Origin of the sequence: Herbiconiux sp. 11R-BC (assembly GCF_049472555.1) — a bacterium.
Classification (GTDB): domain Bacteria; phylum Actinomycetota; class Actinomycetes; order Actinomycetales; family Microbacteriaceae; genus Herbiconiux.
This window is the reverse complement of sequence record NZ_JBCEBO010000001.1, coordinates 580278-606360: the sequence shown is the minus strand read 5'-3', so window position 1 is coordinate 606360 and position 26083 is coordinate 580278. Positions and strand designations below refer to the sequence as shown.

Here is a 26083-nt window from a genome sequence, read left to right as displayed (position 1 = left end):
ATGACCCCTCCTCCCTCCGAGCCGCTGAAGCTGCTCAACAAGGTGCAGGCGATCAACTGGAACCGCATCCAGGACGAGAAAGACGTCGAGGTGTGGAACCGGCTGGTCAACAACTTCTGGCTGCCCGAGAAGGTGCCGCTGTCGAACGACGTGCAGTCGTGGGCCACGCTCACGCCGGCCGAGCAGACGCTGACCATGCGCGTGTTCACGGGGCTCACGCTGCTCGACACGATCCAGGGCACGGTGGGCGCCGTCTCGCTGATTCCGGATGCGCTGACCCCGCACGAGGAGGCCGTGTACACGAACATCGCGTTCATGGAGTCGGTGCACGCCAAGTCGTACTCGTCGATCTTCTCGACGCTGTCGAACACCAAGGACATCGATGAGGCGTTCCGCTGGTCGACCGAGAACCCGAACCTGCAGAAGAAGGCCTCGATCGTTCTCGACTACTACCACGGCGACGACCCGCTGAAGCGGAAGGTGGCCTCGACCCTGCTCGAGAGCTTCCTGTTCTACTCGGGCTTCTACCTGCCGATGTACTGGTCGTCGCGGGCGAAGCTCACGAACACGGCCGACCTCATCCGCCTCATCATCCGGGATGAAGCGGTGCACGGCTACTACATCGGCTACAAGTTCCAGCGCGGGCTCGAGCTCGTCGACCAGGCGAAGCGCGACGAGATCAAGGACTACACCTTCTCGCTGCTCTACGACCTCTACGAGAACGAGGCTCAGTACACGCAGGACCTCTACGACGAGGTCGGTCTCACCGAAGACGTCAAGAAGTTCCTGCACTACAACGCGAACAAGGCCCTGATGAACCTCGGCTACGAGCCGATGTTCCCGAAGTCGGTGACGGACGTGAACCCCGCCATCCTCTCGGCCCTCTCGCCGAACGCCGACGAGAACCACGACTTCTTCTCGGGGTCGGGCTCGTCGTACGTCATCGGCAAGGCCGTGAACACCGAAGACGAGGACTGGGACTTCTAGGCCCTTCCGCTCGTCGTTCTTGCTCTTTCGGCGCCCTCCGCCGCCTGCCCGTCAGGTGTCGGAGGGCGCTGTTTATTTGAGTATGAGTACTTCGGGGTGGAGGACGTGACCTCTGCTATTTTCTGAGGTTATGTCACCTATGAATCGAAGGCTCGCCACCACCATCGCAGCGGGCGCCCTCCTCGCCGGAATCGTCGTCCCGCTCGGCGGGCAGAGCGCGCAGGCCCTGCCGCCGAACTGCACTATCGAAGAGACCTGGCACAACGGCACGTCCTATTACAGCGAGGACGACGACACATACGTCGAGACCGGCATCCATGCGACCAGGAAAGTAGTCTGCGGTCCGACCACCGATTGGACTCCGGGCGGCGATCCGTCGACCGGCGGTGGCCCGACGACGCCCCCGGGGGCACCCCCGGCGCCTCCCGGGCCGACACTCCCGAAGCCGCCCGACTCCGTTCCGCCGAGCGTCGCGCCACCCTGCGTCGACGGGGCGAACAATGACCCCACTCCGGGGAAAAGCCCCGGGGAGCCGACGGGAACGGGGGACACGCTGCTGGCCAACCTCGCAAAGCTCGCCGCCGACGGATACCTGAAGATCGACTCGACCGGGCCATCCCGCTTCGTGACCCTCGACATCCCGCTCAGCGACCCGGTCGGCAGGGAGGGCACCAACCCCTTCGCCGGGATGTCGCCGGAGGAGGCCACGCGAGCCATGTATTGGGAGAACGGGGTCGACCCCACTTACGCCGAAGTGGCCGGTGGGGCGAAGGCCGTGCTCAATCTGGTGAAGCTGGCGGTCAACGGCCTCAAGAGCCCGGCTGCCCGAGCGGAGTTCTACTGGGCCTACCGGCAACTGGATGCCGCTTCGCGGTCGGACGTCATCCTCAAGATCGGTCGAGTGGCCTATGAGATCGAGAAGGAGTGGAAGGGGAACATCCCGCCCGCGCTCAAGGGTGTGCTCGAGGACATCTACGCGCTGCTCGAGCAGCTCATCAACATGGCGAGTGCGGAACCTGCCGAGAAGACGTCGGCGGCGCTCTACGCGAGTGTCAGTGCTGCCCCGAAGGCAGGTGGACGTGACACCGGGAACACCGGGGTTTGCGGTCAACTCCAGCAAGCCACCGCGAGTGCCGGTACCGCACCGGCCGGACTGTCGGTTGCGGGGGACTGGGCGCACGTCACGCTCCAGGGAACGGTCGCGGGAACGCTGATCGCGAAGATCAAGGCACTCGCTCCCTCCCCTGTCACGTGTCCGACGGTCTCGATCGGCGTGACGGCCGGACCGAAGGAGCGCGTCAACGTGACCAGCGACTGTGAAGGAACGATCGTCGGAACGCGGGTGCTCACGCGCCAGGAGATCGGCGGTCTCTCGCCGATGGATCGGGCGACCCTGCTGGCGGGCAGCGAGTCCGACCCCTTCGTGACCGGGGCACTCGACTACTCCCCGAGTTCCGAGTTCGACTGGGCGACGCCGGATTCGACGTCGATGTTCTCCAACGCCGTCGCCTCCATGGCGGGCAGCAGCGCGGACGGAAGCCTCGAATACCAAGCTCCGGCGTATCGCGGCGGAAACAACGACGTGGTCGTGGTCGCAGCGATGGACGAAGCGGGCGTCGAGCATCCCTTCCTCGTCAAGGTCGCGGTGAAGTCACCTGCACGCTGCGACAACCTCACGAAGCCGGTCGGCCCGAGCACACCGACGTTCCGCGCGGTCATCCAGGATGGTGCGCTGCAGCTGGTGCGCAACGTTCCGTTCACCCTCAACCTGGGGTCGTTCTGCAGCACCGACATCCGCGACTCGTATCGCGTGATCATGGAGAAGGCGATTCCCGGAACGAAGGGCACCGTCAACGCCGACGGCACGATCACCTTCACCTGGACCGATCCGGACGTCGTCAGCGACCGGAAGGACGTTCTCACGCTGACCCCGTGGGACGAGACGACCGGGGCGCCGGGCGAGACCGTCGAGATCCCGGTGGTCGTGCGAGACGTCGCGGCATCCTGCGACGACCTGGAGGTCGATTACGACATGAAGACGCTCAAGGGCGCGCCGATGGAGATCCCGATGCAGTGCGGGATGGAGGGGGGACTGAAGGTGCTCGCACCGCCGTTCCTCGCCTTCAACGTGCCCGGCCCCGACCTCTCGACCCAGGTGGTCGACGGGGGGACGTTCAAGACCGACGGCACGACGCTGACGTTCACGCCGAGCGCGGCGGGTGCCGAGGTGTCCACGGCGCACGTCGTGCCCTGGACGGTCGATCCGGGCACCTACACGCCCTACAGGGTGCACGGCAAGGTGTTCGACATCGATGTGAGGATCTCGGACTGAGCACCGCGGGCTCCGCTCGGCCACACGGCCGGGCGGGGCCCGCGCTCTTGACAGGGGCGCCGTCGCGTGAGGGGATGGGCGCATGAGCCGTCGTGTCGTGATCGCGCCCGACTCGTTCAAGGGGAGCGCGAGCGCCGCGCAGGCGGCCGCCGCCATCGCCGCGGGGTGGCGGGAGGTGCATCCGGGCGACGAGGTGGTGTGCGTTCCGCTGGCTGACGGCGGGGAGGGGACGCTCGACGCGTTCGAAGCCGCGCACCCCGCGGCCGAGCGGATGCCGGTGCTCGTCACCGGACCGGACGACCGGGTCGTCGAGGCGTACTGGCTGCTGTTGCCGGCCGCGCCCGGAACCGGAGAGGGGGCGGGGCGCACCGCCGTCGTGGAGCTGGCGAACACGAGCGGCATCACCCTGCTGCATCCCCTGCGTCCGCTCGAGGCCCACACCCTCGGGTTCGGCCAAGCCGTGCGAGCGGCCCTCGACCACGGGGTCGGGCGGCTCGTGCTCGCCCTCGGCGGCAGCTCCTCGAGCGACGGCGGGGCCGGGCTGCTCACCGCGCTGGGGGCGCGATTCGTCGACGCGAGCGGCGCCTCCGTCGCCCCGGGCAACGGGGGCCTCGCACACGTGGTCGCGGCCGACGTCAGCGGGCTCACTTCCGTGCCCGCGGGCGGCGCGGTGGTGTTGAGCGACGTCACGAATCCGCTGCTCGGGCCCGACGGTGCCGTGGCGGTGTTCGGGGCGCAGAAGGGCGTCGAGCGCGCGCTCGCCCCGGTGGCCGAGGCGAACCTCGCCCGGTTCGCCCGACTGATGACGGAGGCCTTCGGCACTGACCCCGAGACGCCCGGCGCCGGCGCTGCCGGCGGCACCGGATTCGCGCTGCTGGCCTGGGGTGCCGAACTCGTCGCCGGGAGCGCGGCGATCGGAGCCGAGCTCGGGCTGCCGGGCATCGTGGCCGGCGCCGACCTCGTGATCACGGGGGAGGGACGCTACGACGACCAGTCCGAAGACGGCAAGGTGCCGGGGTACGTCCGCGGGGTGGCCGAGGCCGCCGGCGCGAGCACCGCGCTCGTGGCCGGGGCGATCGCCCGCCCGCCCGTGCTGTTCGGCGCATCCGTGTCGCTCACCGAACTCGCCGGCAGCAGCGAGTCGGCGCGCGGGGATGCGCCCCGCTGGCTCCGCGAGGCCGGCCGCCGGCTCGCGAGCGGCTGATGCCCGGCGGTCAGGGGTGCGCGAGGATCTCGGCGTTGAGCCGCCGCTGCCACGCCGCATCGGCCCACATCGGGTGGTGCGGCGCCGCGTTCGAGCACAGCACCATGCCCCACACCCCATGCTCGAGCGCCGTGCGGATGCCGTGCTCGGCGAGAGCGAGACCCCCCGGCCCCTCCTCGAAGCCGCCGTGCAGCGGGGTGTAGCCGATCCAGCCCTCGCCGACGACCGCCGGGATGCCCTTCCAGCGCGCCCACTCCGCCACCGCGATCACGCGCGACTCGATCTCGCGCCGCATGACCTCGCGATAGCCGTCGTAGTGGGCGTCGAGCCAGGCATCCCACGCGGAGGGGTCGAGCCAGTCGTAGCCGTAGATCATCTGATCGGTCACCACGGTGGCCTCGAACTTCCACGCCGCCGCCCGCCCGTAGGCGGCGACTGTCGGCGCATCCGGCCGCAGCAGGCTCCGCAGCATCGGGTTCGGGAAGTCGTCGCTGCCCTCCGAGCGGATGTCGATCAGCTTCTGCAGCGCATCCAGCACCCCGTAGCTGTAGATGTGGAACTGCGCGGCCCCGAAGCCCTCCGGCAGCTGATGCATGACGAGGTGCGGCGGCTTGCCGTAGCTGGCCGTCACGAGCAGATCGGGATGCGCCTGCCGCAGCCGCGCGAGCACCGCCGAGCCGCTCGGCTCGCCGGCCGGTCCGGCTTCGCCCAGAGCCGGGAGGATCGAGAAGTCGACCTCGTTGTGCAGTTCGACCAGGGCGATGCTCTCGCGGTGGCCGGCCTCGGTGAGGAAGTCGAGCATCCGGTTCCAGGATGCGCCCAGCACCGAATAGCGCTCGGCCAGAGGCACCGCGTCGATCGCGTCGAACCAGTCGCGGGCGCGCGCGAAGGCGGGCGACTGCTGATACTCCCAGCTCGCGAGGATGACCACGAGCCCGTGCCGCTCGGCCGACTCGAAGAGCTCGAGCAGGCGATCGCGCAGATCGACGCGGTAGCCGCCCGGGGTGTCGTACCAGCGCGTGCGCTGACCGAACCAGCCGCCGGCGGGTGACGCACCGAGGCCCTCGATCTCGAGCTCGGCGGCGAGCGAGGTCAGCGGGAAGCCCTGGTTGCTCAGGCCGCTGAACAGCAGCAGGGGAGCGGCGCAGATGCGGATGGCGTTGTAGCCGAGCGCGGCGGTGTCCGCGCAGGCGGCGTCGAGGTCGTCGTAGGGCCCGCCGGGTTCGGCGCGGGTGTACCAGGAGAAGTCCCAGAGGCTGATGGTGAGCCGTCGGGGGAGGTGCGGTGGGATGGGGCCGGTGAGCGCGGTGAGGTCCGGCCCCGGGGCGCTGCCGGAGCCGAGGTAGCGCGCGGTGGCGTCGTCGGGGTCGCTCACGCCGGGCCCTCCCCGCCGGTGCCGGCGGCGCCGCCGGCGGTTGTGGTGGTGGCGGCGCTCGCGGCGACACTCCTCGCGACGGAGATGCCGGAGCCGCCGTGGGCGCGGCCCTCGCGCGCCAGCGACCGCAGCTCGCGCGCCGCCGCCGTCCGCGCATCCGCGGTGTCGATGTCGAAGAGCAGCAGCTCGGGCAGCGAGGTGGCGAAGTAGTCGACCGCCGGCTTCTGCCGCTCGAGTTCGTCGGCACGCTCGTCGAGGGCGGCCCAGACCGCCTCGGCTCCGGCCGGCTCGCCGAGGCGCAGATGGGCGATGCCCACCCAGTAGTCGGCGGCCGCTGCGGGGCGCGGGGCCACGGCGAGCGGCCCAGCGCCGTCGCGGGCCTGCTGCCAGGCCTCGAGGGCGGCGGCGTCACCGGCGGCGTCGAGCGCGTCGCCGAGCAGAACGTAGCGTTCGGCCAGGCTGTCGGCGGGATGCCGCCCCTCGCCGAGGGTCTCCGGCACCGCGATCCCGGAGCGCAGCAGTTCGGCGGCGGCGCGCGCATCCGTCTCGAGCAGCCGGCGCGCGACGGCGAGCGTGGCCCGGTCGTAGAGCGCGATCGCCTGCCCTTCGCCGCCCTCGAAGGGCTGGAAGCGCCGGGTGGAGAGCACCTCGAGCGCCTCGTCGACCCGGCCCGTGGCGAGCAGCAGGTCGAGGCGGTGCAGGGCGAGGTCGTCGCGCGCCCAGCCGGCGTCGCCGTGGGACTCGATCGACGCCAGCCGCTCGGCGGCCGGGAGCCCGCGCATCGCCGAGAGCACGTCGCGTTCGAAGACCAGCCGCGGGTCGTGGGGGCTCAGCTCGAGGGCGCGAGCGAAGCATCCGTCGGCGCGTTCGGCGTCTCCGGTGGAGTTCATGATGGCGAGAGCGGCGTTCCGCCAGGCCACCGGATCGGCCGAGCCGAGCGCGAGGGCCGTCTCGAGTGCCCGACGCGCATCGTCCGGCCGTCCCGCGTCGAGCAGCCAGGCGCCGAGCAGCGCGGGGGCGGTCGCATCGGCGGGGTCGGCCGCGATCGCGGCGGTGAGGGCGTCGAACTCGTCGAGCCCGGCGGGGAAGGCGTGCCGGGCGTCGGTGGCGCGGGCGGCGGCGCGCTCGGCCGCGGCCGCGGCTCCGGCAGCGGTTGCCACCTCGGCACCGCCCTCGGCGTGCGTCTCCGCACCGGCGAGGGCCTCGAACCAGGTCGCGCGGAGGTAGTGGCGCAGCGGGTCGGGGTTGCCGAAGGCCGGGAGGCTGGTGCGAGGGGCGCCGGCCAGGGAACGGGCGGCCTCGGCGTCGCTGAGGGCGATCGCGGCGGCGAGCTCACCGGCCCGGGCGAGCCAGCAGGCCACCACGAGCGGGGTCTTCGGGTCGGCGGTGTCGAGCCGCCCGGCGAGGGCGAGCGCGATCGGGTCGAGCGGGTCGTGCCGCAGGGCGTCGTCGAGGGCGGAGGCCGCCGCGGCCTCCAGGCCGCCCTCAGCCGAGCGGGAGGCCCGGGGCGGTTTCGCCGTGCTCGACCGCTCGACCGCCGTCGGCGGGGCGGGTTCAGCGTGTTCACCGGGCGCGTCCAGTCGGCTCGGGACGCCCCGCGGAGCGGCGGCGGTGGCGCGCGCGATGTCGGCGGCGCGCTCCGCGGCCGCGAGGCGGCGCAGCGCCAGCACGCGCAGGGCCCGCGCCTCGGTGCTCGACGCATCCGTGCGCAGCGCCGCCTCGGCGTGCTCCAGCGCGGCACGCGCCTCCCCGGCGCGGAGGGCCAGGCGGGCGAGCGCGAGGCCGGCCGGATGCGCCCACGCGGCATCCCAGGCGGCCTTGGCGAAGCGCTCCCCGGCCTCGTCGAACCTGCCGAGCCGCTCCAGAACCAGCCCGAGACGGTAGCTCGCCTCCCCGCTCGCCGGGTTGAGGTTGCGCCGGGTCAGCCGTTCGAGGGCGGACTCGAACAGCATCCGGGCCTCCGCGTAACGGCCGTGCCGGTAGCGCTCGGCGCCGAGGGCGACCGCCGCGCGCGAGTCGTGCGGATCGCGCCGCAGCACCTCCTCGAAGTACGGCGCGGCCGACCGGGTGGGATGCCGGTACTGCGCCAGGTGCACGCCGGTGAGGTAGAGCTCGTCGGAGCTCGGGATGGCCGCCGGCAGCGGCGGCTCGGTGGCGACCCGCGGCTCGGCGCCCGCATCCGGCCGCCGCGGCGTCCACGAGATCAGTTCCCGGCCGTCCGCGACCACCCGCAGGGTGAAGTCGTGTGCGCCGAGTCCGGGCTCGGAGGCGGCGTCTCGGGGCGCAGCGACGCCGTCCGGGCCGGCCTCCGGGGTGACGTCGACGCTCTCGACGAACGGATGCCCCGGCGAGAGCGCGAGCTCCCACTCGGCCACGAGCTGCTCGCCCCGCGACAGCGCCACGGTGGCCCACTCGAAGACGGACGCGCTGGCGACCCCCACGCGCACCGAGAGCGCATCGCGACCGGCTCGGGAGCCGCCCGCCGCCCCGCCGCCCACCGGTCCGAGCGAGAGACTCACGGCCACCTCCGTCGTCGCCTGGTGCGCCGGCCCGATCTCGTGGATCGGGTACCAGTACTGGCTGAACCGCCGCGTCTCACCGGGCGCGAGATAGCTGAAATCGGGCTGGTTGTCGGTGAACACCCCGGCCATGAGCTCGATGTAGGGGCCGTCGCTGTCGGTGAGCTGCGCATCCCAGGCCCGGCCGATGGGGCCGTCACCCCAGGTCCACTGCTTCTTGCCGGGGGCGATGGTGTGCTCCGCCCAGTGCACGAAGCCGGCGCCGGCGCGGTGGTCGTAGCCGCCGAAGAAGTCGTCGCGGGTGTCGGTGATCATGTAGGAGGTGGGAACCGGGATGTTGCCGGCGAAGTCGAGCCGGTCGGCCCCGGGCCGCGACGCCGCCAGCGCCGGGTAGTCCACCCCGTAGTACGGCCGGTCGGCCCGGGGGAACGCCGTCACCGCCCGCCGCGCGTGATCGGCCACGTGCGTGACGTCGGTGGGGAAGAAGGACTGGTACTCGTCGTGCGATGCGGCGGCCACGTTCGCCCACCAGAGGAAGGTCTGCGGCTCATCGGTGCGGTTGTGCAGCCGGGCCGTGACCTCGACGAGCGCGCTGTCGCCGCGCATCCGGATGCCGTGCGTGCCCCGCATCCGCTGCAAGGGGTCGAGGTCGCTGTGCCAGACGGTCACGTCGTCGTCGGCCGCGCGCTCGATCACGGTCTCGACCGGCAGGAAGGTGGCCGGCCGGTGGTGCTGCGGCCAGTTGAACTCGACTCCGCCCGAGATCCACGGCCCGGCGAGCCCCACGAGCGCCGGCTTGATCACGTTGTTGCGGTAGAAGAAGTCGTAGCCGCGCACCTTGTCGAACCCGATGTGGATGCGGCCGCCGATCTCGGGCAGCAGCATCAGCCGCACGAAGGCGTTCTCGAGATGCACGGCCTGCCAGAGCCGCGGCGTCTTCTGGGCGGCGATGCGGTCGGTGAAGGGGATCGGGTACACCTTGCCGCTCGAGCCCTGGTAGACCCGGCGGTCGAGGAACAGCGGATAGCGGTCGGGCTCAGCGGGCTCGTAGGTGTCGATCGCCACGGGCTCGCTCCAGCAGGCGACACCGCCGGCGTCCAGGATGCGCTGCTGCGCGGGGGGCGCGGGAGGCAGGTCGATGCGGCTCTGGGCGTCTTCGGCGGTGCTCACGCATCGAGACTAGGCAGTGCCGCGCGCCGGATCCATGCTCGTATCGCCCGAGCGACCTGGACGATTCGCTGATCTGTGAGCGCGAGCAGTGCGTCGGCCGGCGGTCGAGACGGCGTCCCGCGCTCAGACGAGTGCGGTCGCCAGCACCGCCTGCCGCGCCGCGTACTGCTGCCGGATGACGGCGCGGTGGTCGGGCGCCGGGCTCGCCGCGAGCGAGAGCGGCCAGGCCGGTCGCGAGCCGCTGAGCGCCCACCCTGCCTGCACGGCGGCACCGTCGGCCACGTACTCGCCGGGCGTCGGGATGCTCACGGGTACGTCGAACACCTGCGCCGCAATGGCCTGCACGGCCGGGTTCAGCGCCGCTCCGCCGATGAGCAGGATGCGCCGCGGCGCCACGCCCACTCGGCGCACGGCGTCGAGGCCGTCGGCCAGTCCGCAGAGCAGTCCCTCGATCGCCGCCCGCGCGAGTCCCTCGCGCGTGGTCGAGGCGAGCGTCATGCCGAAGAGCGTGGCGGTGGCCTCCGGCAGGTTGGGGGTGCGCTCGCCTTCGAAGTACGGCTGGAGCACGAGCCCGCCGGCTCCGGCCGGGGCCGCGAGCGCGAGGCGGCCGAGGCCGTCGTGGTCCACGCCGAGCAGCGCGGCGGTGGCATCGAGGATGCGGGCGGCGTTCAGGGTGGCGACGAGCGGGAGGAACGCGCCCGAGGCATCCGCGAAGCCCGCCACCGTGCCGCTCTCGTCGGCCGACGGCTCCCCGGTCACGGCGAACACGGTGCCGCTCGTGCCGATCGACACCACGACGTCGCCCTCCGCCGCTCCGAGGCCCAGGGCGGCTCCTGCGTTGTCTCCCGCGCCGGCCGCGACGAGGATGCCCGCGGGCACGAGGACCGTGCCGCTCGCGTCGCGCACCTCGGCCGTCTCGCCCGCCGTCTCGGCCGGGCCGAGCACGCGGGGGAGCACGGCGTCGTGGCCGAGCGCGGCTGCGAGCAGTTCGCGGTCGTAGTCGCCGGTGCCGGGGTTCCAGTAGGAGGTGCCGCTCGCATCCGAGCGGTCGGTGGCCAGCGCATCGAGCTCGGGTCCGAGCGGGCCGTCCTCCCGCGACCCGAAGCCGCGCAGCCGCCAGCTCAGCCAGTCGTGCGGCAGGGCGACCGCCGCGACGCGTGCTGCGGCCTCGGGCTCGGCGTCCCGCAGCCAGCGCAGCTTGGTGGCGGTGAACGAGGCCACCGGCACCGAGCCGGTGCGTCGCGCGAGCGCGCCCGCACCGAACTCGGTGATGAGCTCCCGCGCGGCGGCCGCCGAACGGGTGTCGTTCCAGAGCAGGGCCGGCCGGATGACGCGACCCTGCGCATCCAGCACCACCATGCCGTGCTGCTGGCCCGCCACCGAGACGGCGGCGACCCCCTCGAGCCCGCCGGCGTCGGCGACCGCGGAGAGCAGGGCGTCCCACCAGGCCGCGGGGTCGACCTCGGTGCCCTCCGGATGCGCGGCGCGCCCCGAGCGCACGAGCGCGCCGGTCTCGAGCTCGCGCACGACGACCTTGCAGCTCTGGGTGGACGAATCGATGCCGGCGACAAGCGTCATTGGTGTCTCCCGAATACTGTGCGCAGCCGCACGGTGCGTAAAAGTTCTAGGTCACAACATATTCGATGAGTGCCCGGCTGCCAACCGGAACGGCCCGGCCGGGCCGCTCCGAAGAGCGATCCCGGCCGGGCCGTCGAGGTGGTGCGGTGGCTCAGGCGCGTCCCGCCGCCCGGCGCGAGCGGCGCGAGAGCGAGTCGATGATCACGGCGAGCACGAGCACGATGCCCGTGATCATGTAGCGCACCGAGGAGTCGAGGTTGAGCAGGGTCAGCCCCGAACTGATCGACTGGATCACGACGATGCCGAGCAGGGCCGAGAAGGCCGAGCCGCGGCCGCCGAAGAGGCTGGTTCCACCGATCACGGCGGCGGCGATGGCGTTCAGGTTGACGTCGCCGCCACCCGAGGACTGGTTCGCCGCCGCGAGCCGCGAGGCCGCCAGGATCCCGCCGATCACCGCGAGGGTCGAACAGAGCACGAACACCGAGATGAAGATGCGGTTCACCCGGATGCCCGAGCGCCGCGCCGCCTCCACGTTGCCACCCACCGCGAACACCGCACGGCCCCACTTCGTGCGGGTGAGCGCGTAGTTGATGATGAGCACGAGCGCGAGGAAGAACAGGAACATCGCACCCACGCCGCGCGTGAGGTTGAGGTACCAGGTGACGACCCCGAGCACCACGAGCAGCGCGATGCTGCGCACGAGGATGGAGCCGGTCGTCATGGCCGAGAGGCCGGCCTTCGCGCGGCGGCGGGCCTGCGAGACGAGCTGCCAGGCGAACACCGCGACCACGAGCACCACGAGCGTGTAGGAGGCCCACTGCGGCAGGAACCACTGCTGCGCGAACTGCACCAGGAAGGAGTCGAACGGCAGGTTGATCGAGCCGCTCGGGCCGAGCACCCACAGCTGCAGACCCAGGAATCCGAGCAGGCCCGCCAGCGTGATCACGAAGCTCGGCACGCCGAATCGCGTGTAGAGGAATCCGTACACCAGGCCGATGGCGGCGCCGACGGCCAGGGCGAGGACGATCGAGGCGATCGGGTTCCAGCCCAGGTTCACGAAGGTGACCGCGACGATGGCCGCGGCGAGACCGCTCACCGAACCCACCGACAGGTCGATCTCGCCGAGCAGCAGCACGAGCACGATGCCGATCGAGATCGTGCCCACCGCAGCGCACTGCATGGTGAGGTTCACGAGGTTCGTGGAGGAGAGGAAGTTCGGGTTGAGGATCTGGAACACCGCCCAGATCACGATCAGCCCGATGACCACCGGTAGCGAACCGAGATCGCCGCCGCGCACGCGGATGAAGAACGCGCGCACGGCGCCGCCGGCGCCGGAGCTCTGGATGAGCCGCTCGTCCTGCAGGTCGGTGGCGACGGTCGATGCCGTGGCGTCCTGAGTGGGCTCTGCTGATTTCGTGTCGCTCATTCGGAGACCTCCGTCACCATGGATGTCGCTGCGGTCTTGGCTGCGCGCCGGGTGACCGCGTTGTCGGATGCGCCGGTGATGGCGGCGATGATGGTCTCGCTCGTGACGTCGGCGACGCGGAAGTCGCCGTTGTTGCGGCCGAGACGGAGCACCATCACGCGGTCGGCGACCGCTTGCACGTCGGCGATGTTGTGGCTGATCAGCACCACGCCGAGGCCGCGTTCGCGCAGGCGCTCGATGAGGTTCAGCACCTCGGCCGTCTGGGCCACGCCGAGCGCGGCCGTCGGCTCGTCGAGGATGACGATGCTGGGCTCGCCGATGAGCGAGCGGGCGATGGCGACGGTCTGCCGCTGGCCGCCCGAGAGCGAGGCGATGGGGGTGCGCACCGAGGGGATCTTGGCGCTGAGCTCGCGGAGCAGGGTCCAGGAGCGCTTCTCCATCTCGACCTCGTCGAGGGAGCCGCCGTGGGTGAGCTCGCGGCCCAGCCACAGGTTCGCGACCACGTCGAGGTTGTCGCAGAGCGCGAGATCCTGGAACACCGTGGCGATGCCGAGCTCCTTGGAGTCGGCGGGGCTCACGATGTTCACCCGGTTGCCCTCGAACTCGATGGTGCCGCCGTCCGGCGGGTGCACACCGGCGAGGATCTTCACGAGCGTCGACTTGCCGGCGCCGTTGTCGCCGACGATCGCGACGACTTCACCCGCGTACACATCCATGTCGATGTCGGTCAGGGCTTGGATGGCACCGAACTTCTTACCGACTCCGCGGAGCGACAGCACGTGTGCTCCGGGGCGGTTCCGTTCGGTAGTGGGCGGTGACGTCAGCGTCATGTTCGTTCCCTTGTCGTAGTGAGGACGGTAGCACGCACGGGTGCTGACCGGAACAGGAGGTTCCGGCCAGCACCGTGCGTTCTACGTGGTGTTCGTTTCGGTAGCGGTGTCGCTGCTACTTGATGTTGTGCGCCGTGCACGCAGCGGCGTACTGGGTGGTGCAGATGTCGGAGACCTTGTAGAAGCCGTCCTTCACCACGGTGTCCATGATGTTGTCGACGGTCACGACGACCGGGGTGAGCAGGGTGGCCTGGGTTCCGCTGACGGTGGTGTCACCGGTCACGGTCTTGCCGCCGGCCAGGTCGACCGCGATCTCCGCGGCCTTCTCGGCCTCCTGCTTGATGGCCTTGTAGACGGTCATGTACTGGTCTCCCGCGACGATGCGCTGGATGCCCGCGAGCTCCGCGTCCTGACCGGTGATGATCGGCCACGGCGACACGTTCGCCGCCTTCAGTGCTGCCACGGCGCCACCGGCGGTGCCGTCGTTGGCGGCGTAGACGCCCGCGATCTGACCGGAGTACTGGGTGATCTGGCCGGCGACCCACTCCTGGGCCTTGTCGGGGCTCCAGTCGGGGGTGTCGAACTCGGCGAGCACCTTCACGCCCGAGGCGTCGATCTCCTTGTGGGCGCCTGACTTGAACAGGGCGGCGTTGCCGTCGGTGGGCGAGCCGTTGACCATCAGGATGCCGCCGCTCGCGCCGGTCTTCTTCAGCTCGTCGACGATCGCGGTGCCCTGGAGCTCCCCGACCTTCTCGTTGTCGAAGGAGATGTAGTAGGCGAGCTGCCCTCCGGCGACCAGACGGTCGTAGGAGATGACGGGCACGTTCTGCGCGTTCGCCTCGGACACGATGCTCACGGCCGCCTTGGCGTCGACCGGGTCGAGCACGAGCACCTTGGCGCCCGCGGTCAGCGCCGACTCAGCCTGCTGCTGCTGCTTCGATGCGTCCTGGTCGGCGTTGGAGTAGAGCACCTGTCCGCCGCCGAGGTCCTTGACCTTGGCCTCGAACAGCGGGCGGTCGAACTGCTCGTACCGGGCCGTCTTCGACTCGGGGAGGAGCAGGGCGATGGTTCCTCCGCTCGAGGCGGAATCGGTGCTGCTTGACGTTCCTGAGGAACCGCTCGAACACGCGGTCAGCGCTCCTGCCGCGACGAGGAGTCCGGCTGCCAGGAATGTGAGTTTCTTGGTGGTCTTCATTGATTTACCTCTCACTGGACCGCCCTCATTGGCGGTTTTGTCCGAGTGTGTCACTGGATTCACTTGGCGTCAACTCTTGAACTCAACAGAGGGTAGAAATGCAACCATGTCGTTACATCCCGAATTCAATGGGACGTTTCACTGAGCGGATTCGACAAGGCGGCCCTCGGCATCCAGGGCCACGTGGTCGATCGCGAGGGCGAGCGCGCCCATGAGCTCGGAGCGGTCGCCGAGGGTGGAGCGCATCACTTCGGGCGCCTCGGTGGTGCCGCCGAGGGCTGACCGTTCGAGGGCGTGGCGCAGCGGCGCGATGAGGATCTCGCCGCTCTGCGCGAGCTCGCCGCCGATGATGATGCGATCGGGATCGAGCAGGTTGCACAGGCTCGCGGCGGCGATGCCGATGTGGCGGCCCGCGTCCGCGATGACGCGGCTCGAGCTCGGATCGCCCTCCTCGGCGCGGATGATGAGGTCGCTCAGGCGCTGCACGCTCGGGTCGCTGCGGAACAGGTCGAGCAGCGCCCGCCCGCCCGCCAGGGTCTCGAGGCAGCCGCGGTTTCCGCAGCGGCAGATGGGGCCGTTCTCGTCGATCGTGATGTGGCCGATCTGTCCGGCCTTGCCGGTGACGCCGCGGAACGGCACGCCGTTCACCACGAGCCCCGCGCTGATCGTGTGGCCCACCCGGATGTAGGCGGCGACGCCCTCGATGCGCGAGAGATCCCCTCGGGTCTCGGAGATGGCGCCGAGGTTGGCCTCGCTGTCGACGAAGGTGGGGGCTCCCGTGCGGCGGGAGAGGCTCTCGGCGATGTCGACGCCCTCCCAGCTGCGCAGGAGCCCGAGTGGGGCGACGGTGCTGCTGCGGGTGTCGACCGGGGCCGGCAGGCCGACGCCGATGGCCAGGAGGTCGGAGAGGCTGGCGCCGAGCGACTCCGCCATGTCGGTGAGCAGCAGCGTGGCGCGATCGAGCTCGCTGTCGTGCCGGTGGTCGGCCGCGAGCGGCACGTGGGTCTCGGCCACGATCGTGCGGGCGGTGTCGGAGATGGCCACGCGCAGGTGCCGGCTCGAGAAGTGCAGCCCCGCCACGAGGCCGAGCTGGCGGGCGAGGGTGACCTGGATGGCGCGCCGCCCGCTGCGGGAGGTGGTGGAGGTGTGCAGCACCCCGGCCGCCGAGAGCTCCTTGACGATGTTCGACACCGTGGCGGGCGACAAGCCGGTGGCCCCCGCGAGCTCGACCTGGGTGAGACGGCCGTGGAACTTGAGGGCATCGACAATTCTCCCGCGATTGGCTTCGCGCAATGAACTCTGCGACCCCGGCGTCGGGTTGACGTGCACCACAGGGTCACCATACACGCGTCACCGCTCGGCACCCTCGCGAAAACCCGCTGTTCAACACTTGCGCTGCGCAAACTACTCGTGCGAGAGTAGTCGCGTGTCATCCATCCGTCTGTTCATCCTCGACGCCCTCGACAAGCGCGGCGACATGCACGGCCACCAGTTGCGCCTGCTCGCCGAGGAGGAGCACGTGCAGTTCTGGACCGACATCACCGTCGGCTCGCTCTACGGAGCCATCAAGCGCCTCGCCAACGAGGGCCTCATCGTCGAGGTGCGCACGGAGCGGGAGGGCGGCTACCCGGAGCGGCAGGTCTACGCCGTCTCCGCGAGCGGGCGCGCCGCGCTCGCGGTGCTGCGGGAGCAGGGTCTGGCCGACATCTCCTTCCGCCCCGACCCCTTCGACCTCGCCATCACGCGCCTCGACCCCGAGCGGCTCGACGAGCTCGGCGCAGCCCTCGGCCAGCGGCTCGCCACCCTGAGCACACGGCTGACCGAGCAGCAGGAGCGCAACCGGCGCGCCGATCCGTATCTCACCCTCGCCGAGCGCTGGGCGCTGCAGCACCGCGAAGACCGGCTCACGGCCGAGATCCGCTCGCACGAACGACTCCTCGACTCCCTCCCCGACATCATCGCCGACGAACAGGCACGAAAGGTCAACGGTCATGACTGACTCCCCGTCCCCCTCCTCCGGCGCGGCCACGGCCGGCGGGCCGCCGGCCGTCTCCCGCCGCGCCTGGCAGGCGCTCGTCGTGCTGCTCGCCGGCATGTTCATCGCCCTGCTCGACACCACCATCGTGAACGTGGCGCTGCCGAGCATCCGCACCAGCATCGACGCATCCGAGGCGACCCTGTCGTGGATCATCTCGGGCTACGCCCTCGCCTTCGGCCTCGCCCTCATCCCGGCCGGCCGCATCGGCGACCGCATCGGGCACAAATGGGTGTTCTTCACCGGCGTCGCGCTCTTCACCGTGGCGAGCCTGGCCTGCGGGATCTCGCAGAACGACGTGCAGCTCGTCGTGGCGCGGATCGTGCAGGGCCTCGCGGGCGGCATGTTCGTGCCGGCCGTGACCGCGTTCATCCAGCTGCTGTTCCCGCCGATGTCGCGCGGCAAGGCCTTCGCCATCATGGGCGCGGTCATCGGGGTCTCCTCGGCGCTCGGCCCGATCGTCGGCGGGCTCATCATCCAGGCGTTCGGTTCCGAGAACGGCTGGCGCCTGGTGTTCGGGGTGAACCTGCCGATCGGTGTCGCCACGCTCATCGCCGCGGCCATCCTGCTGCCGCACCGCGCTGAGACGGCGGCCGTCGCGGCGGCGGCATCCGGCCCGACGGCGGGGCGGGGAAGTCGCCCCGGTGGCGCCCCCGCGCCCGCGCCGGCGGCGAAGGCCGGGCTCGACTGGTTCGGCCTGGTGCTCATCACCGGCGCGCTCGTCGCCCTGCTGGTGCCCCTCATCCAGGGTCAGGACGAGGGCTGGCCGCTCTGGACCTACCTCTCGCTCGGCGGCGGAGTGCTGCTCCTGGTGGCCTTCGGCGCCTGGGAGGTGGCGTTCACCAAGCGGGGCCGCACGCCCCTCGTGCCGCCCCGGCTGTTCCGGCATCCGGCGTTCACGGGAGGCACCATCCTGGCGCTGGTGTACTTCGCGGCCTTCACGAGCATCTTCTTCACCATCTCGATCCTCTGGCAGGCGGGCCTCGGCCACACCGCGCTCGAGTCGGGGGTGGTCTCGATCCCCTTCGCCATCGGCAGCATCGTCGGCTCCTCGCAGAGCAACCGTCTGGCGCAGCGGCTCGGCCGCACCGTGCTCGTCATCGGAACGGCCGCCGTCGCGGTGGGCCTCGCCTGGGTCTGGCTCGTGCTGCTGCTCACGAACCCCTCGGATCTCACCAACTGGGAGCTGATCGCGCCCCTGCTCCTCGCCGGCCTCGGCAACGGGCTCTTCATCGCGCCCAACGCGCAGTTCATCGTGGCCACCGTCGACCGCAGCGAGGCAGGCGCGGCGAGCGGCGTGATCAGCGCCATGCAGCGCGTGGGCAGCGCCATCGGCATCGCGGTGATCGGCAGCGTCTTCTTCGGCTCGCTCGTCGTCAGCGGGCCCACTCCGGATGCGCTCGCCAGCGGTTTCGTGACCAGCGCGGCCGCCGCGATGGGTGTCAGCGTGGCCTTCGCCGTGGTGGCGTTCCTGCTGGTGTTCGCGCTGCCCAAGCGCACGGGGGCGCCCGGCGGCCACTGATCGCTGCCGGCTGATCGCCCATCGTCGATCGTGGCGGATGCTTGCGCTCGCGCGCGGGCATCCGCTACTGTCGGAGACCGCGACACACGGTCGTGAGGAGAAAGGGGAGGTGAGTTCCATGGTTCCGTTCATCGACATGGTGCTTCCCCCGGTCTCCCCCCTCGTCGCCTAGGCGTTCCGCCTGCTGCCGGGGCCGACCCCTGGGAAGCACCTCCACCCCGTTCGATCATCCGATCTTCGATGGAGAGAGTCTTCTCGTGTTCACCTCAGCTCTGCGCGCCCACGACGGCGCGCTCCTGCACTTCGTCAATCACGACCCGGTCTCCTGGGTCGATCCCGAGCAGTTTGGCCGCGGCATCGCGGCCGGGACGCACCGCCGCGAGTGGGTCTGGCTGGCCTTCGCCGACGAGGGCGCGAGCGAGCCTCTCGCCCGCGCCGTCTGGTGGGGGCCCGTCGGCTCCGTCCACCCCGTGGAGCTGCGGTGCCTGCTCGTGCACCCCTCGGTGCCGCACCCGGAGGTCTGGGCTGCCGCACTCATCCGCTCGGGGCACCGGGCGTTCGCGGAGGCGGGGGCCATCCTGGCTCCCGACCTGGTGGTGGAGGTCGCGGCCGCGCGCCGGGACCACCCCGCCGTGGAGCGGGCGCTCGCGTGGCGCCGGCTGGCCGCCGAGCAGGCCGGCCTGCCGGTCGTGACCGAGCGGATGCTGCCCGCCGGCAACCCCGCCCGAGCGGAGGGCGCGCTCGTCACCCGAGGCGCCGAGCCGGGGGGTGCGGCGGACGAGTTCCTTCGGGTCACCTACTCGGCGCGCCCGCTCGGCGCACCGAGCCGCCCGGCGCTCGCCGGCGCGGGGCGGTGACGCCTGCACCCGCCGCGCGGCCCGCGCGGCGCTCGTCGCGCCGGGCGTGCTCGTCCCGTCGGCGCACCCACGCTCGTCCCGCCGGGCCTGCTCGTCCCGTCGGGCGGGCTGGTCCGGCGGAGCTCGCGAGCGCGTCCGCGGGGTCCGGAGCGGGTAGCGTGTGAATCGTGACTGACGTGGCGGGCGAGGCTCCCGCGCCCCGCGCTGCCTTCCCCCGCTGGGGGCTCGTCGACGTGTTCGCCGGAGCGGTGGCCTTCCTGCTGCTCTCCTCGGCGGCGCAGCTCATCGCGCGGCTGCCGGCGGTGGCGGCGCAGCCGCAACTCGCGTTCTGGATCAACCAGGTGCTCGGGGGCTGGATCCCGCTCATCGCCGTCGTGCTCGTCGCCTCGCGCCGGCGCGGCCGCGGGCGCCTGCGCGCCGATTTCGGGTTGCGCCTCGAGCCGCTCGACCTCGCCATCGGGCTGCTCGCGGGCATCCTGCTGCGTTTCGCCTCGGTGGGCATCGCGGAACTCGTGCGCCTCCTGGCCGGAGCCCCGGCCACCCCGTTCGCCGGCGGCGTGGGCAGCGACCCGGTGTGGTTCGTGCTCACCGCCGTGGTGGCCGCCTCGATCGTGACGCCCGTGGTGGAGGAGCTGTACTTCCGTGGGCTCGCCCTGCGCGCCATCCAGAATGCGGTGCTCGGCGGTATGGGCCGCACGCGCTCGCGCGACTACGACCCGGCCCTGGCGCCGGCCGTCAGCCCCGCCCGCGCGACCGCGGCGGGAGTCGTGGCCGTGGCCGGATCGGCACTACTCTTCGTGGCGTTCCACCTCGACGGCGTGCCGGAGACCGCGGCCGCCGTCTCGCGCCTGATCAGCCTGCTGCTCGTCGGTCTCGTGCTCGGGATGCTCGCCCTGCTCACGAAGCGCCTCGGCCCCGCGATCGCGGCGCACGCCGTCTTCAACCTCTCGGTCGCGGTGCTCGACCTCGTGGCCGCCGCGTCCGCCCCCTCGGTCCCCACCCTCGGCTGACCCGGCACGCCCCCGGCCTCGTCATTTTCGGCTGAAAGGCCGGGTGGTTTGGCACCAGTAGTGACGAGGCTACCGGGGGTCAGGAGAGGGGTTCGCGGGAGGCGCCGGCCGAGGGCGTGACGACGAAGACATCCGGATGCGCGTAGCCGGCGTCGGCGAAGGCGCTCTCGACGGCGGCGCGCAGGGCGTCCACCTTCGAGCCGGCGATCACGGCGATGGCCGATCCGCCGAAACCGCCGCCGGTCATGCGGGCGCCCACGGCGCCCTGCAGCTGCGCGGTGCTGACGGCGAGGTCGAGCTCGGGCACCGAGATCTCGAAGTCGTCGCGCATCGACACGTGCGAGGCGTCGAGCAGCGGGCCGATGGCCGTGGCCCCGCGGTCGCGCAGGGTGCGCACCGTCTCGAGCACGCGCTCGTTCTCGGTGATGATGTGGCGCACGCGGCGGAACGTCTCGTCGTCGAGCTCCGCCTCGGCGCGGCCGAGGTCGTCGACGGTGAGGTCGCGCAGCGAGGTGACCCCGAGCAACCGGGCTCCGAGCTCGCACGAGGCGCGGCGGGCCGCGTAGCCGCCGGTGGCGTGCTCGTGGCTCACCCGGGTGTCGATCACGGCGATGACGAGGCCCGCATCCGCGAGTCCGAGCGGGATCACGGAGGCGTCGAGCGAACGGCAGTCGAGCAGCACCGCGGAGTCGCGGGCGCCGAGGAGCGACGCCGACTGGTCCATGATGCCGGTGGGCGCGCCCACGACCTGGTTCTCGTTGAACTGGCCGATGCGCGCGATGGTCTGGCGGTCGAAGCCGAGCCCCCAGAGCTCGGTGACCGCGAGGCCGAACACGCTCTCGAGCGCCGCCGAGGAGGAGAGACCCGCGCCGACGGGGATGTCGGACTCGAGGTAGGCGTCGAAGCCGGTCACGCCGTCCAGCGACGCCCCGAACTCGCGCGTTCCCCAGACCATGCCGAGCGGGTAGGCCGACCAGCCCGAGACGGTGTCGGGACCGATGGCGTCGATGGCGATCTCGACCGTGTCGGGCGCGAACGAGGTGGCGATGCGGATGACGCGGTCCTCGCGCATCCGCACGGCCATCAGGGTGCGGCGGTCGATGGCGAAGGGCAGCACGAAGCCGTCGTTGTAGTCGGTGTGCTCGCCGATGAGGTTCACCCGGCCGGGCGCCGACCAGAGCGAGTCGGGGGTCTTGCCGAAGCGGGCGGAGAAGCCCTCCAGCACGGTCTGTTCCAGGGTGGTCATCGTTCGCCTCCCGCGGCGGTCGTGGGGGTGGGGGCGGCGGTTTCTTCGGCGGCGGTCGCCAGATCGGCGCGCTCGAGCGCCTCGCGCAGCGCGGCGGCGCTCGTCTCGGGCGGCACGTCGCCGATGAAGGCGCCCATCGCCGACTCCGAGCCCGCCAGGAACTTGAGCTTGTCGACGGCCCGGCGCGGCGAGGTGATCTGCAGCATCAGCCGGATGTCGTCGCGGTGGGTGTGCACGGGCGCCTGGTGCCACGCCGAGATGTAGGGCGTGGGGGTGTCGTAGAGCGCGTCGAGACCGCGCAGGATGCGGCGGTACAGCACGGCGAGCTCGTCGCGTTCCTCGACGGTGGTCTCGGCGAAGTCGGGCACGTGCCGGTGCGGCAGCAGGTGGATCTCGATCGGCCAGCGCGCCGCGAACGGCACGAAGGCGGTGAAGTGCTCGCCGCGCAGGATGACGCGGTCGGACTCCTGCTCGAACGCCAGGATGTCGGCGAAGAGCGTGGGCCCGTAGCTGTCGATCGAGGCGATCAGCTTCTGGGTGCGCGGGGTGATGTAGGGGTAGGAGTAGATCTGCCCGTGCGGGTGGTGCAGCGTGACGCCGATGGCCTCGCCGCGGTTCTCGAACGGGAACACCTGCTGCACCCCGGGCAGCGCGGAGAGCGCGGCCGTGCGGTCGGCCCAGGCCTCCACCACGGTGCGGGCGCGCGATGCGGAGAGCGTGGCGAACGAGCCCTCGGTGGAGGGGCTGAAGCACACGACCTCGCAGCGCCCCACCGAGGGGCGGGTGCGGCCGAGGCCGATACGGGAGAGCTCCGCGAGGGTCTCGAGGTCGGCGGCGTCGGGGCCGGCGGTTCCGGATGCCCCGGTCGCCTCGGCGAGGTCGGGCCCGAACGAGGGCGACTTGTTCTCGAACACGGCGACGTCGTAGTTGCTCGGCACCTCGGTGAGGTTCTCGGGGCTCGAGGGCGCGAGCGGGTCGAGGTGCTTGGGCGGCAGCATCACGCGGTTCTGGCGCGCGGCGGCGATCGAGACCCACTCGCCGGTCAGCGGATCCTGCCGCATGGTGGCCACCGGGGGCCGCGGCACGGCGGGCCGGGAGTCGGGCGCCCGATCGGGGTCGAGGGTGGTGTCGGCGTCGTCGAAGTAGATGAGCTCGCGGCCGTCGGAGAGCCGGTGCGGGCGCTTCGCGATGCCGTGGGCGAGCACGGAGAGCTGGTTCACATCCCCGAGTAAGCCACTTTCGTTTGCACAAGTCAAGTCGAAAGTTGAGGGCGCGACTTACGGATTGACAAGAAACCCGAAGTGAACGAAGCTCGTGAGGTGACCAGCGAATCCGAGCAGTTGCCGGCGGCGGTGCGGCGCGAGCGCATCCTCTCCCGGGTCTCCGAGAACGGCTTCGTGCGTGTGGCCGACCTCAGCCGGGAGTTCGGAGTGTCGGAGGTCACCGTGCGCTCCGACCTCGACGCGATCGAACGCGAGAGCCCGATCGACCGGGTGCACGGCGGCGCCGTGCTGCGCGGCTCGCCGAGTCGCCGCGAGGAGCCCTTCGAGTCGGCGCTCACCACGGCCGCGCTCGACAAGCGGCTCATCGGCACGGCCGCCGCGCGGCTCGTGCAGAGCGGCATGAGCGTGATCCTCGACGTGGGCACCACTCCAGCCGCGGTGGCCGCGGCCCTGCTGGCCCGCGACGACCTCGACGACCTCGTGGTGGTGACGAGCAGCCTCACCACCGCGCTCGCGCTCGAACCCGCCATCCCGCGCTTCACCGTGGTGGTGACCGGCGGCACCCTACGGCCCCTGCAGCACTCGCTCGTGGCCCCGTTCGCCACGAAGGTGCTCGACGAGCTGCGGGTCGACGTGGCGTTCATCGGCGGCACCGGCGTGCATCCGCAGGGCGGGGTGACCAACGTCAACCTCGCCGAGACCGAGGTGAAGCGGGCGATGCTGCTCGCGGCCGACCGGGCCGTGGTGGTGGCGGATGCGTCGAAGCTCGGCCGCATCGACCTCGGCCGCATCGGGCGGCTCGACGAGTTCCGCACCCTGGTGACCGCGGGGGCCGACGCGGCCACCCAGGAGAGTTTCGCCCGCGCGGGCGTCGAGGTGATCTCGGTGTGAACCCGGCACCGTGAATCCCGCGGTGCCTCAGCTGTGAAAAGCTGTTAACCTCCAACAACCACCGGCGCCGTCGCCGCACATCAGCGGCAGCGCGCCCGCAGGAACAGCTCTTCGTGACCACAGTCCTCCACCCGGGCGATTCGCTCTCAGCCCGTCAGCGATTCGTCTACGTCATCATCCTCGGCGCCCTCACGGCTCTCGGCCCGTTCACGATCGACCTGTACCTGCCGGCGTTCCCGGTGCTGGAGGCCGATTTCGACGTGCCGGCCGCCGTCATCCAGCTCACCCTGAGCGGCACGACGATCGGCTTCGCGCTCGGCCAGCTGATCGTGGGCCCGTGGAGCGACCGGGTGGGCCGTCGCCTCCCGCTCATCGTGGCGACCACGGTGCACATCGTCGCGTGCGTGGGCGCGGCCGTGGCGCCCGACATCTGGAGCCTCGGCGCCTTCCGCGTGCTCCAGGGCATGGGCGCGGCCGCGGGCGGCGTGGTGGCGATGGCGATGGTGCGCGACCTCTTCGGCGGCCGGCGGCTCGTGGTGATGCTCTCGCGGCTCGCCCTCGTCTCGGGTCTCGCGCCGATCATCGCGCCCGTGATCGGCTCGCAGCTGCTGCTGATCGTCGACTGGCGGGGGATCTTCTGGGTGCTCGCCTGCTACGGCGCTCTCGTGGTCGCGGTGGTGGCTCTCTGGATCCGCGAGACCCTGCCGGTGGAACGGCGGCACGACAGCGGCCACACGACAGCGCGGCAGCGGTACCGGGCGGTACTCACCGACCCGGTGTTCGTGGGCGCGGCGATCATCGGCGGGATGACGTTCTCGGCGCTGTTCTGCTACCTCTCGGCGAGCTCTTTCTTGTTCCAGCAGGTCTACGGCTTCGACGCGCAGCAGTACGGGCTGCTGTTCGCCATCAACTCCCTCGCCGTGGTCGGCGGCTCGCAGGCGGCCGCGCGCCTCACGAAGGTCATCGGGCCGCAGTGGATCCTCGCGGGCTCGACCGCGGCCATCCTGATCTTCGCCGTGCTCATCATCGTGTTCGAGAGGCTCGGCTTCGGGCTCTGGGGCACGCTCATCCCGCTCTGGTTCTTCATCGCCGCGTGCGGCTTCACCTTCCCCTGCGTGCAGGTGCTCGCGCTGAACGGGCACGGGCACGAAGCCGGCACGGCGGCGTCGCTGCTCGGAGCGGCGAACTCCGGATTCGCCGGGCTCATCTCGCCGCTGGTGGGCGTGTTCGGCATCGGCAGCGCCGTGCCGATGGCCGCGGTGATGTCGGGGGCGGCGGTGGTGGGCATCCTCTCGCTCTGGTTCGTGGTGCGACCGCGGCGGGTTCCGGCCCTGGCGCGGTAGAGCTCCCGCGCCGGCTCGCGATGAGGGCTCTCACCCGGAGGCCCTCACCCGGTAACGTCGACTCATGAGAATTCTCCTTGTGGGCGCCGGCGGAGTCGGCGACGCCATCGCGAAGATCGCAGCGCGGCGATCCTTCTTCGAACTGCTCGTCGTGACCGACTACGACCTCTCCCGGGCCGAGCGCACGGTCGCCTGGATCGCGGCGAAGCACGGCGCGGACGTGGCCGCCCGCTTCGCGACCGACCGCATCGACGCCTCCGACCCCGACGACGTGGCCGCCGTCGCGGGACGGCACGGCGCCACCCACGTGATGAACGCGGTGGAGCCGAAGTTCGTGCCCACCATCTTCGCCGGGGCGCTCGCCGCGGGAGCCGACTACCTCGACATGGCGATGAGCCTCTCGGAGCCGCACCCCACGCATCCGTACACCCAGACCGGCGTGAAGCTCGGCGACGACCAGTTCGCGCAGTCGGCCGACTGGGAGACCGCCGGCCGGCTCGCCCTCGTGGGCATGGGCGTCGAGCCGGGGCTGTCGGACGTCTTCGCCCGCTACGCCGCCGACCACCTGTTCAGCGAGATCGACGAGCTGGGCACCCGCGACGGCGCGAACCTCGTGGTGCGCGACTCCGACGGCAACGAGATCTTCGCGCCCTCCTTCAGCATCTGGACCACGATCGAGGAGTGCCTCAACCCGCCCGTGATCTGGGAGAAGGACACGGGCTGGTACACGACGCCGCCGTTCTCGGAGCCCGAGACCTTCCTCTTCCCGGAGGGCATCGGCGAGGTCGAGTGCGTCAACGTGGAGCACGAGGAGGTGCTGCTGATGCCCCGCTGGGTGGACGCGAAGCGCGTCACCTTCAAGTACGGGCTCGGCAACGAGTTCATCGGCATCCTGAAGACCCTGCACCAGCTCGGCCTCGACAAGACCACGCCGCTTCGGGTGCGCTCGGCGAACGGCCCGGTCGAGGTCGCGCCGCGCGACGTGGTGGCGGCGGGCCTGCCCGACCCGGCCACGCTCGGCCCGTTCATGACCGGCAAGACCTGCGCGGGCCTCTGGGTCACGGGCACGGGCCCCGACGGCGAGCCGCGCGAGGTCTACCTCTACCACGTCAGTGACAACGAGTGGACGATGGCCGAGTACGAGGCCCAGTGCGTGGTGTGGCAGACGGCGCTCAACCCCGTCATCGCGCTCGAGCTGCTGGCCACCGGCGTCTGGTCGGGAATCGGCGTCCTCGGGCCGGAGGCCTTCGACGCGCAGGCCTTCCTCGACCTGATGGCTGCGCCCGAGTCGGGCGGGGGCTACGGCCAGGCCTGGGGACTCGAAGACCGGCTGGCCTGAG

19 protein-coding genes are annotated in these 26083 nt (G+C 71.4%); 10 read left to right on the top strand and 9 right to left on the bottom strand.

Annotated features, from left to right (window positions below; genetic code table 11):
- The 3 genes from nrdF to VD659_RS02670 all read left to right on the top strand — a co-directional run bounded on the left by nrdF (nt 1) and on the right by VD659_RS02670 (nt 4523).
- The gene (nrdF, locus tag VD659_RS02680; protein ID WP_137837924.1) at nt 1-987 is read left to right on the top strand and encodes a class 1b ribonucleoside-diphosphate reductase subunit beta; all 987 of its coding nucleotides are present in this window, start codon (nt 1-3) and stop codon (nt 985-987) included.
- Nucleotides 988-1126: 139 nt separating this feature from the next.
- Nucleotides 1127-3319: a hypothetical protein gene (locus VD659_RS02675; protein ID WP_423259594.1), complete on the top strand. Its 2193-nt coding sequence runs from the start codon at nt 1127-1129 to the stop codon at nt 3317-3319.
- Between the two features lie 82 nt (nt 3320-3401).
- Complete coding sequence (locus tag VD659_RS02670) at nt 3402-4523, top strand: glycerate kinase (RefSeq protein ID WP_423259593.1); 1122 nt, start codon at nt 3402-3404, stop codon at nt 4521-4523.
- A gap of 10 nt (nt 4524-4533) precedes the next feature.
- Here VD659_RS02670 and VD659_RS02665 read toward each other — a convergent pair whose 3' ends face one another.
- From VD659_RS02665 to VD659_RS02635, 7 genes are all read right to left on the bottom strand, one after another.
- The gene (locus tag VD659_RS02665) at nt 4534-5898 is read right to left on the bottom strand and encodes a cellulase-like family protein (RefSeq protein ID WP_423259592.1); all 1365 of its coding nucleotides are present in this window, start codon (nt 5896-5898) and stop codon (nt 4534-4536) included.
- Nucleotides 5895-9587, bottom strand: coding sequence for a DUF5107 domain-containing protein (locus VD659_RS02660; protein ID WP_423259591.1), 3693 nt, complete (start codon nt 9585-9587; stop codon nt 5895-5897). Before VD659_RS02660 ends, VD659_RS02665 begins: the two co-directional genes overlap by 4 nt.
- Nucleotides 9588-9710: 123 nt before the next feature.
- The gene (gene xylB, locus VD659_RS02655) at nt 9711-11165 is read right to left on the bottom strand and encodes a xylulokinase (RefSeq protein WP_423259590.1); all 1455 of its coding nucleotides are present in this window, start codon (nt 11163-11165) and stop codon (nt 9711-9713) included.
- Between the two features lie 151 nt (nt 11166-11316).
- Nucleotides 11317-12591, bottom strand: coding sequence for a sugar ABC transporter permease (locus VD659_RS02650; RefSeq protein WP_423259589.1), 1275 nt, complete (start codon nt 12589-12591; stop codon nt 11317-11319).
- On the bottom strand, nt 12588-13421 hold the full coding sequence (locus VD659_RS02645) for a sugar ABC transporter ATP-binding protein (protein ID WP_137837931.1): 834 nt from the start codon (nt 13419-13421) through the stop codon (nt 12588-12590). The genes VD659_RS02650 and VD659_RS02645 overlap by 4 nt, the downstream gene beginning before the upstream one ends.
- A gap of 115 nt (nt 13422-13536) precedes the next feature.
- Nucleotides 13537-14616 carry a substrate-binding domain-containing protein gene (locus VD659_RS02640; RefSeq protein ID WP_137837932.1) on the bottom strand — a complete coding sequence of 360 codons (1080 nt, stop codon included), beginning with the start codon at nt 14614-14616 and terminating at the stop codon, nt 13537-13539.
- Nucleotides 14617-14754: 138 nt separating this feature from the next.
- Nucleotides 14755-15948, bottom strand: coding sequence for an ROK family transcriptional regulator (locus VD659_RS02635; RefSeq protein ID WP_423259588.1), 1194 nt, complete (start codon nt 15946-15948; stop codon nt 14755-14757).
- A 94-nt stretch (nt 15949-16042) separates the two neighbouring features.
- On the opposite strand from VD659_RS02635, the gene VD659_RS02630 reads away from it, so the two are divergent.
- The 4 genes from VD659_RS02630 (at nt 16043) to VD659_RS02615 (ending at nt 20040) form a co-directional block, all read left to right on the top strand.
- A complete protein-coding gene (locus tag VD659_RS02630) occupies nt 16043-16615 on the top strand; it encodes a PadR family transcriptional regulator (protein WP_423259587.1) in 573 nt (190 codons plus the stop codon).
- Nucleotides 16608-18173, top strand: a complete 1566-nt coding sequence (locus VD659_RS02625; RefSeq protein ID WP_423259586.1) for an MFS transporter — start codon at nt 16608-16610, stop codon at nt 18171-18173. The genes VD659_RS02630 and VD659_RS02625 overlap by 8 nt, the downstream gene beginning before the upstream one ends.
- Nucleotides 18174-18430: 257 nt before the next feature.
- Nucleotides 18431-19030: a hypothetical protein gene (locus tag VD659_RS02620; RefSeq protein WP_423259585.1), complete on the top strand. Its 600-nt coding sequence runs from the start codon at nt 18431-18433 to the stop codon at nt 19028-19030.
- Between the two features lie 167 nt (nt 19031-19197).
- Nucleotides 19198-20040, top strand: coding sequence for a type II CAAX prenyl endopeptidase Rce1 family protein (locus VD659_RS02615; protein WP_423259584.1), 843 nt, complete (start codon nt 19198-19200; stop codon nt 20038-20040).
- Between the two features lie 79 nt (nt 20041-20119).
- On the opposite strand, the gene galK is transcribed toward VD659_RS02615, so the two are convergent.
- Nucleotides 20120-21286 (bottom strand): galactokinase, encoded by a 1167-nt coding sequence (galK, locus tag VD659_RS02610; protein WP_423259583.1) that lies wholly within the window; start codon nt 21284-21286, stop codon nt 20120-20122.
- Nucleotides 21283-22506: a galactose-1-phosphate uridylyltransferase gene (galT, locus tag VD659_RS02605; protein ID WP_423259582.1), complete on the bottom strand. Its 1224-nt coding sequence runs from the start codon at nt 22504-22506 to the stop codon at nt 21283-21285. The genes galK and galT overlap by 4 nt, the downstream gene beginning before the upstream one ends.
- A gap of 99 nt (nt 22507-22605) precedes the next feature.
- Here galT and VD659_RS02600 point away from each other — a divergent pair, with 99 nt between their 5' ends.
- The 3 genes from VD659_RS02600 (at nt 22606) to VD659_RS02590 (ending at nt 26082) form a co-directional block, all read left to right on the top strand.
- The gene (locus VD659_RS02600) at nt 22606-23400 is read left to right on the top strand and encodes a DeoR/GlpR family DNA-binding transcription regulator (protein WP_423259581.1); all 795 of its coding nucleotides are present in this window, start codon (nt 22606-22608) and stop codon (nt 23398-23400) included.
- Nucleotides 23401-23513: 113 nt separating this feature from the next.
- Nucleotides 23514-24743: a multidrug effflux MFS transporter gene (locus VD659_RS02595; RefSeq protein WP_423259580.1), complete on the top strand. Its 1230-nt coding sequence runs from the start codon at nt 23514-23516 to the stop codon at nt 24741-24743.
- A gap of 64 nt (nt 24744-24807) precedes the next feature.
- Nucleotides 24808-26082, top strand: a complete 1275-nt coding sequence (locus VD659_RS02590) for a saccharopine dehydrogenase family protein (protein ID WP_423259579.1) — start codon at nt 24808-24810, stop codon at nt 26080-26082.
- Nucleotide 26083: the final 1 nt, after the last annotated feature.

What these genes read in the sequence shown, in the direction of transcription:
- VD659_RS02645 (WP_137837931.1), bottom strand. Translation starts at nt 13,421, where the DNA reads ATGACGCTGACGTCACCGCCCACTACCGAACGGAACCGCCCCGGAGCA.
- xylB (WP_423259590.1), bottom strand. Translation starts at nt 11,165, where the DNA reads ATGACGCTTGTCGCCGGCATCGATTCGTCCACCCAGAGCTGCAAGGTC.
- VD659_RS02650 (WP_423259589.1), bottom strand. Translation starts at nt 12,591, where the DNA reads ATGAGCGACACGAAATCAGCAGAGCCCACTCAGGACGCCACGGCATCG.
- VD659_RS02675 (WP_423259594.1), top strand. Translation starts at nt 1,127, where the DNA reads ATGAATCGAAGGCTCGCCACCACCATCGCAGCGGGCGCCCTCCTCGCC.
- nrdF (WP_137837924.1), top strand. Translation starts at nt 1, where the DNA reads ATGACCCCTCCTCCCTCCGAGCCGCTGAAGCTGCTCAACAAGGTGCAG.
- VD659_RS02640 (WP_137837932.1), bottom strand. Translation starts at nt 14,616, where the DNA reads ATGAAGACCACCAAGAAACTCACATTCCTGGCAGCCGGACTCCTCGTC.
- VD659_RS02590 (WP_423259579.1), top strand. Translation starts at nt 24,808, where the DNA reads ATGAGAATTCTCCTTGTGGGCGCCGGCGGAGTCGGCGACGCCATCGCG.
- VD659_RS02670 (WP_423259593.1), top strand. Translation starts at nt 3,402, where the DNA reads ATGAGCCGTCGTGTCGTGATCGCGCCCGACTCGTTCAAGGGGAGCGCG.
- galK (WP_423259583.1), bottom strand. Translation starts at nt 21,286, where the DNA reads ATGACCACCCTGGAACAGACCGTGCTGGAGGGCTTCTCCGCCCGCTTC.
- VD659_RS02625 (WP_423259586.1), top strand. Translation starts at nt 16,608, where the DNA reads ATGACTGACTCCCCGTCCCCCTCCTCCGGCGCGGCCACGGCCGGCGGG.